Origin of the sequence: Caldimonas sp. (assembly GCF_046291045.1) — a bacterium.
Lineage (GTDB): Bacteria > Pseudomonadota > Gammaproteobacteria > Burkholderiales > Burkholderiaceae_C > Caldimonas.
This window is the reverse complement of the sequence record NZ_JBKBSL010000065.1, coordinates 1-6,398: the sequence shown is the minus strand read 5'-3', so window position 1 is coordinate 6,398 and position 6,398 is coordinate 1. Positions and strand designations below refer to the sequence as shown.

Below are 6,398 nucleotides of genomic sequence, written 5' to 3'. Positions count from 1 at the left end.
TTATCGGCTGTATCTTGTTAAAGAACCCACCACACAAACAAAACCATCGCTTCGTTTGCGTCGCCAACCAGTGATCAGCGAAGACCGAGATTATTGCAAGATTTTGATTTCCTTGTCAAGCGCTCGGTATTTCTTTTTTCGCCACTGGCTTTGACCTGCTCGAGACCGCCAAAGACAGGCTTTGGCATTCGGCTTCGGTGCCGCTGTAATCAGCGAAGTCTTGCAGTGTAAAGGCAATCAATCGGGAAGGTCAAGCCCCCGCTCCCCATCGCCCCCCGGTCTGCATCCGGGGACTGCTTTATGGCGTGCACAGCCTGCACGTTCCCGCACAGAATGTGAGCAGGACATTCATCACTTCACTTGCTCATGAGCGCACTGGCGATCGCGTGGCTGGAACCCGGACAGACCGACTTCCCTGCGGTCGAGGACGCCCTGGGGCCCGGTTCGGATGCCCCGGGGCTGCTGGCCGCGGGTGGCGATCTGTCGACGCAACGGCTGCGCGCTGCTTATGCACAAGGCATCTTTCCCTGGTACGGGAAGGGCCAGCCGGTGTTGTGGTGGAGCCCGGATCCGAGGATGGTGCTCGAGACCTCACGCCTGAAGGTGTCGCGGTCCCTGCGCAAGACCTTGCGGCGATTCCGCAGGGACCCGCGCTGCGAGATCCGCATCGACTCTGCGTTTGGGCGAGTGATCCGGGCTTGCGCTGCGACCCCGCGCGCCGGACAGTCCGGCACCTGGATCGTTCCGGAGATGGTGGAGGCCTACGAGCGTTGGCACCGCCTGGGCGAGGTGCACTCCGTCGAGACCTGGATCGACGGGGAGCTGGCCGGGGGCCTGTATGGCATCGGCATGGGACGGATGTTCTTTGGTGAGTCGATGTTCGCCTGGCAGACCGATGCCTCCAAGATCGCACTGTGCGCCCTGGTGGCGTTTTGCCTGCGGCACGACATCGAGATGATCGATTGCCAGCAGCGCACCGAACACCTGGCCTCGCTGGGAGCCCACGAGGTGCCGCGCGCGCGTTTCCTCGCCCATGTGCGGCGGGTCGTCCCGTTGCCGCCCCCCGCCCGTTGGATCTTCGAGCCGGCCCTGTGGGATCAGCTCGACGCACTGCCGGCCGGCGCAAGCCGTGATAGCGTGACGTCCTCGATGCAGCCCGCATGACGCACCCGAAGGAACTTCCGCTCGCGTCGCTCCAGTTCTATGCGACCGCGCCCTACCCTTGCAGCTATCTGCCGGGGAAGTCGGCGCGCTCGCAGGTGGCCACGCCCAGCCACCTGATCCATACGGACACTTACTCCGATCTGGTGGCGCGGGGATTCCGCCGCAGCGGAATGTTCACCTACCGTCCCTACTGCGACGGCTGCCGCGCGTGTGTGCCGCTGCGTATCCCGGTGCAGCGTTTCCAGCCCAACCGCAGCCAGCGCCGCGCCCTGCGCCAGCACGCCGCACTGCAGGCGCGCGTGCTGCGGCTGTGCTTCGTGCCCGAGCATTACCAGCTTTACCTGCGGTACCAGTCGGGCCGGCACAGCGGGGGGGGCATGGACCACGACAGCGTGGACCAGTACACGCAGTTCCTGCTGCAAAGCAGGGTGAACTCACGGCTGGTGGAGTTCCGCGAACCGGGGACGAACCTGCTGAAGATGGTGTCGATCCTCGACGTGCTCAATGACGGGCTGTCGGCGGTCTACACCTTTTATGAACCGGAGCCCGGCTGCAGTTACGGGACCTACAACGTGCTGTGGCAGATCGATCAGACGCGCCAGCTCGGCCTGTCGCACGTCTATCTGGGCTACTGGATCGAGGACAGCCGCAAGATGGCGTACAAAGCGCAGTTCCGCCCGCACGAGCTGCTGATCGATGGTCAATGGCGGCCCTCGGTGGACCGCACGTCCGACCCTTGAACGAGCGAGGGGCCCCGCAGGGCCCCTCAGAGCCAACCGGCGCCGGCCTCGGCGCTCAGGCAGCTGCCAGCGCGAACTCGACGTGGGCGCCGGTCTTCATGCGCACCTCGTCCTCGGTGACGCCCGGGGCGAGTTCTACACAGCAAAAGCCCCGGGGCGTGATGTCCAGGACGCACAGGTCGGTGATGACGCGGTGGACCACCCCGACGCCGGTCAGTGGCAGGGTGCACTGCTGCAGCAGCTTGTGCTCGCCGTTCTTGGCGCAGTGCTCCATCAGCACGACCACGCGGCCCACGCCGGCCACCAGGTCCATCGCCCCCCCCATGCCCTTGACCATCTTGCCCGGAATCATCCAGTTGGCCAGGTCGCCCTTCTCGCTGACCTGCATGGCGCCCAGGATGGCCAGGTTGATCTTGCCGCCACGGATCATCGCGAAGGAGTCGGCCGAGGAGAAGAAGGACGAGCCCGGCAGGGTGGTGACGGTCTGCTTGCCGGCATTGATGAGGTCCGGATCCACCTCCTCTTCCGTGGGGAAGGGGCCGATGCCGAGCAGGCCGTTCTCGCTTTGCAGCCAGACCTCCATGCCGGCAGGCACGTGGTTGGCCACGAGGGTGGGCAGCCCGATGCCCAGGTTGACGTAATAGCCGTCGCGCAGTTCGCGGGCGGCACGGGCCGCCATCTCGTCACGGTTCCAAGCCATTTGCGTTCTCCTTCAGGCGGCGGCGCGTACGGTGCGCTGCTCGATGCGTTTCTCGGGGGTGGCGTTGAGCACGATGCGGTGCACGAAGATGCCCGGCAGGTGGATCTGGTCGGGATCCAGCTCACCCGTCTCGACGATCTTTTCGACCTCGACCACGGTGATCCTGCCGGCCATGGCCACGTTGGGGTTGAAATTGCGGGCAGTCTTGCGGAAGACGAGGTTGCCGGACTTGTCGGCCACATAGGCCTTGACGAGCGAGACGTCGGGCACCAGCGAGCGTTCCATCACGTACTTCACGCCGTCGAACTCGCGCACCTCTTTGCCTTCGGCCACGATGGTGCCCACGCCGGTGCGGGTGAAGAAGGCCGGGATGCCGGCCCCGCCGGCACGCAGCTTCTCGGCCAGGGTGCCCTGGGGCGTGAACTCCAGTTCGAGCTCGCCGCTGAGGTACTGGCGCTCGAACTCCTTGTTCTCGCCCACATAGCTGGAGATCATCTTCTTGATCTGGCGCGTGGCCAGCAGCTTGCCCAACCCGAAGCCGTCCACGCCGGCGTTGTTGGAGATCACGGTCAGGTTCTTCACGCCACTGGCCTGCAGCGCGTCGATCAGGGCCTCGGGAATGCCGCACAGGCCGAAGCCGCCGACGGCCAGCATCTGGCCGTCCTTGACGATCCCTTTCAGTGCCTCGGCGGCACTGGGGTAGAGCTTGTTCATGCGAGTCTCCTTCGCAAGGGAGTTGGGACAAACCCACAGCGTACTACGTATCAGGATACGTAGAATCGCCTAAGCAGTCTCCTGAGCTCGCGACGATGCCCCTACCGCCCCCCATCGACTACCGCGCCGCGTTCGAGATGGCACCGGTCGGTCTGGTGTTGTCACGCAACCGCATCATCGTCGACTGCAATCATGCATTGGCGGAAATGTTCCGCACTTCGCGCGAGGCGCTGGTCGGACAGTCCTTCCTCGTGCTGTATCCCAGTCCCGACGAGTTCGAACGCACCGGCCGGCGCATCGAGCCCATCTTGGGAGCCAGCGGCCGCTATGCCGATGAACGCATCATGAAGCGCTCGCCGGGCGACCCGCAGGGCGAGCTGTTCTGGTGCCATGTGACCGGCCGCGCGTTCCATCGTGACACCCCCCACGCCGCGGGCATCTGGACCTTCGAGGATCTTTCGTCCAAACGCCCCGTCACGCTCGAGCTGACCGGCCGCGAGCGCGAGGTCGCCGCTCTGCTGATCGAAGGGCAGACGAGCAAGCAGATCGGCAAGGCGCTGGGCGTGAGCCACCGCACGGTGGACATCTACCGGGCACGGCTGCTGCGCAAGTACCAAGCAGGGACGACGCCGGAGCTGGTGCAAAAGCTCATGGGCGGCTGAGCGTCCCCACGCGCTGTCACGATGGCGCAACGTGGGTGTCCTTCAATCGCGCCACCGTCACCGCGGAGCGCGCATGAAGATCCTCATCGTCACGGACGCCTGGGAGCCGCAGGTCAATGGTGTCGTGCGCACTCTGAAGATGACCCGGCGTGAGCTGCTGGCCCTGGGCCATGAGGTGGAGGTGCTGTCGCCCCAGGGGTGGCCCACCCTGCCATGCCCGACCTACCCGGAAATCCGCCTGGCCTGGGTCACCCGCCGCCGCCTGGCCCGGGTGATCGACGCGCTGGCACCCGACTGCATCCACCTCGCCACCGAGGGGCCCCTGGGTTGGCAGGCCCGGGCGGTGCTCCGATCGCGCGGCTGGCCCTTCACGACGGCCTACCACAGCCGCTTTCCCGAGTATGTGCATGCGCGCCTGCGCCTGCCGCTGGCCTGGAGCTATGCAGCACTGAGGCGTTTCCACAACGCGGGCGTGGCCACCCTGGCACCCACACCAGCCATCGTTGCCGACTTGCGCGCCCGCGGCTTCGACCATGCCCAGGTCTGGTCACGGGGGGTGGACCTGGCGATGTTCACGCCGCACGGCGAACGGCTGCCCCGCGGGGAGGCGCCGGTCTTCCTGCACGTGGGCCGGCTGGCCGTGGAAAAGAACGTCGAGGCGTTCCTGAAGCTGGATCTTCCCGGCGAGAAGTGGGTGGCCGGCGACGGGCCTGAACGCGCCCGTCTGCAAAAGCGGTACCCCGGCGTGCGCTGGTTCGGTGTGCTCGACGGCCCGACGCTCGCGCGGCTGTACCGCACGGCCGACGTGGTGGTCTTCCCCAGCCTGACGGACACCTTCGGACTGGTGATGGTCGAGGCCATGGCTTGCGGGACGCCGGTGGCGGCCTTCCCGGTGCCCGGTCCGATCGACGTGGTGGGGGACTCTCCGGGCGGCGTGCTGGATGCAGACCTGCGCAGGGCTTGCCTGCGCGCGCTCGAGTTGCCGCGTGGGCCGGTGCACGAGCACGCCCGCCGCTACTCCTGGCAGGCGGCCACCGAACAGTTCGTCCAGGCGCTGCAACCGCTCGGGCAACGCAGCCCGGTCCGTGCCGCAGCCTGAGCCGGTGGCCGGGTCAGCTCACGACCGCACGCAGCCAGTCGGGCAGGGGCACCGATTTCTGCCGGGGGAAGTCCACCCACACCAGGGTCGCTCCGCCGGCCGCGTCGATCTCGCCGGGGCGATCGATGCGCTCGAGTGTGATGAAGGTGTCCACGCTGCTGCGGCCAGGGTTGGCCACGTAGTGGCGGGCCAGCAGCGTGCCCGGGAACTCGATCTGCCGGTAAAAGTTGCAGAAGGCATTGACGATGACCGGGCCCGTGCCGCGGGGGTCGGGCGCGCCGCCCAGGCGGTGCAGCCAGTCGATGCGCACCGTCTCGAGGTAGCGGAAGTAGGTGGCATTGTTGACATGGCCCATGGCGTCCATGTCCCCCCAGCGGATGGGGATGTGCATCTCGTGCACGAGCTTCTTCTGGTCGGGGATGTCGATACGCATGATCGAGCCGTTCGTTCAGAGGGCAAAGCCGTCATCGGCGGCGATCACTGCGCCATTGATGAAGTGGCTCTCGTTCGAGCACAGCATCACGAGCAGGGCGTCGAGATCCTTGGGCTCGCCCAGGCGCCTGCGCGGCAGCATCGCGATCAGCTTCTGCCCCTGCTCGGTCTGCCAATGGTGGTGGTTGATCTCGGTGTCGATGTAGCCCGGGCAGATGGCGTTCACATTGATGCCGTACTTGCCCCACTCCAGGGCCATCGCACGGGTCATGTGAACCACGGCAGCCTTGCTCATGCAATACACGCCGATCTGGCCGAGCACGCGCAGGCCCGCCATCGAGGCGATGTTGACGATGCGCCCGCCGGTGTAGGTGCCCGGCGCCGCACCACGGGCGCGCGCCAGCATACGCTTGCCAACCTCCTGGGCCACGAAGAAGGCGCCACGGGTGTTGGTGTCGAAGACGTAGTCGTAGTCTTCGGGGGTGACATCCACGAGCTTCTGGGTGGTACTGACGCCGGAGTTGTTGACGAGAATGTCGATCGCGCCCACCTCGGTCTCGGCATGGGCCACGGCCGAGCGGATGCTGCCTGGATCGGTGACATCCAGTCCGACGACATGGGCGTCGCCCCCCAGGGCCTCGATCTCCGAGCGCAAGGTCTTGAGCCGTTCGACCCGGCGGCCTGCGAGCACGACGGCGGCCCCAGCCCGGGCCAGGGTGCGGGCGAACTGCTCGCCCAGGCCACTGGATGCGCCAGTGATCAAGGCCACGCGGCCGGATAAATCGATGCTGTAGCTCATGCGTTCCTCTCGAGGGCGCGCACCCAGCGGCGCGATCATCGTCTCTACAGACGTCGCAAGCATAGCGGGACTGCGGCCGAATCCCTAT

At 66.3% G+C, this 6,398-nt stretch carries 8 protein-coding genes; 4 read left to right on the top strand and 4 right to left on the bottom strand.

Features of this window, described 5'->3' with window-relative positions; genetic code table 11:
- The first annotated feature begins 366 nt into the window (after positions 1–366).
- Together aat and ACK4ZD_RS15030 are read left to right on the top strand one after the other, a co-directional pair.
- A complete protein-coding gene (gene aat / locus ACK4ZD_RS15035) occupies positions 367–1,164 on the top strand; it encodes a leucyl/phenylalanyl-tRNA--protein transferase (protein WP_409663877.1) in 798 nt (265 codons plus the stop codon).
- Entirely contained in the window at positions 1,161–1,904 is a 744-nt protein-coding gene (locus ACK4ZD_RS15030; protein ID WP_409663875.1) for an arginyltransferase, read from the top strand. The genes aat and ACK4ZD_RS15030 overlap by 4 nt, the downstream gene beginning before the upstream one ends.
- A gap of 55 nt (positions 1,905–1,959) precedes the next feature.
- Here ACK4ZD_RS15030 and ACK4ZD_RS15025 read toward each other — a convergent pair whose 3' ends face one another.
- Both ACK4ZD_RS15025 and ACK4ZD_RS15020 read right to left on the bottom strand, forming a co-directional pair.
- Positions 1,960–2,604, bottom strand: coding sequence for a 3-oxoacid CoA-transferase subunit B (locus ACK4ZD_RS15025; RefSeq protein WP_409663872.1), 645 nt, complete (start codon positions 2,602–2,604; stop codon positions 1,960–1,962).
- Positions 2,605–2,616: 12 nt separating this feature from the next.
- Positions 2,617–3,318, bottom strand: coding sequence for a CoA transferase subunit A (locus tag ACK4ZD_RS15020; RefSeq protein ID WP_409663869.1), 702 nt, complete (start codon positions 3,316–3,318; stop codon positions 2,617–2,619).
- A 95-nt stretch (positions 3,319–3,413) separates the two neighbouring features.
- On the opposite strand from ACK4ZD_RS15020, the gene ACK4ZD_RS15015 reads away from it, so the two are divergent.
- Positions 3,414–3,980 carry a LuxR C-terminal-related transcriptional regulator gene (locus ACK4ZD_RS15015; RefSeq protein ID WP_409663866.1) on the top strand — a complete coding sequence of 189 codons (567 nt, stop codon included), beginning with the start codon at positions 3,414–3,416 and terminating at the stop codon, positions 3,978–3,980.
- A 73-nt stretch (positions 3,981–4,053) separates the two neighbouring features.
- A complete protein-coding gene (locus ACK4ZD_RS15010; protein ID WP_409663863.1) occupies positions 4,054–5,079 on the top strand; it encodes a glycosyltransferase family 4 protein in 1,026 nt (341 codons plus the stop codon).
- Between the two features lie 13 nt (positions 5,080–5,092).
- On the opposite strand, the gene ACK4ZD_RS15005 is transcribed toward ACK4ZD_RS15010, so the two are convergent.
- Positions 5,093–5,512 (bottom strand): acyl-CoA thioesterase, encoded by a 420-nt coding sequence (locus ACK4ZD_RS15005; protein WP_409663860.1) that lies wholly within the window; start codon positions 5,510–5,512, stop codon positions 5,093–5,095.
- A 15-nt stretch (positions 5,513–5,527) separates the two neighbouring features.
- Positions 5,528–6,310 (bottom strand): SDR family oxidoreductase, encoded by a 783-nt coding sequence (locus ACK4ZD_RS15000; protein ID WP_409663857.1) that lies wholly within the window; start codon positions 6,308–6,310, stop codon positions 5,528–5,530.
- Positions 6,311–6,398 lie beyond the last annotated feature (88 nt).

Bases quoted from the DNA above. Each gene is read 5' to 3' on its own strand.
- ACK4ZD_RS15030 (WP_409663875.1), top strand. From the start codon at position 1,161: ATGACGCACCCGAAGGAACTTCCGCTCGCGTCGCTCCAGTTCTATGCG.
- ACK4ZD_RS15005 (WP_409663860.1), bottom strand. From the start codon at position 5,512: ATGCGTATCGACATCCCCGACCAGAAGAAGCTCGTGCACGAGATGCAC.
- ACK4ZD_RS15025 (WP_409663872.1), bottom strand. From the start codon at position 2,604: ATGGCTTGGAACCGTGACGAGATGGCGGCCCGTGCCGCCCGCGAACTG.
- ACK4ZD_RS15010 (WP_409663863.1), top strand. From the start codon at position 4,054: ATGAAGATCCTCATCGTCACGGACGCCTGGGAGCCGCAGGTCAATGGT.
- ACK4ZD_RS15020 (WP_409663869.1), bottom strand. From the start codon at position 3,318: ATGAACAAGCTCTACCCCAGTGCCGCCGAGGCACTGAAAGGGATCGTC.
- ACK4ZD_RS15000 (WP_409663857.1), bottom strand. From the start codon at position 6,310: ATGAGCTACAGCATCGATTTATCCGGCCGCGTGGCCTTGATCACTGGC.
- aat (WP_409663877.1), top strand. From the start codon at position 367: ATGAGCGCACTGGCGATCGCGTGGCTGGAACCCGGACAGACCGACTTC.
- ACK4ZD_RS15015 (WP_409663866.1), top strand. From the start codon at position 3,414: ATGCCCCTACCGCCCCCCATCGACTACCGCGCCGCGTTCGAGATGGCA.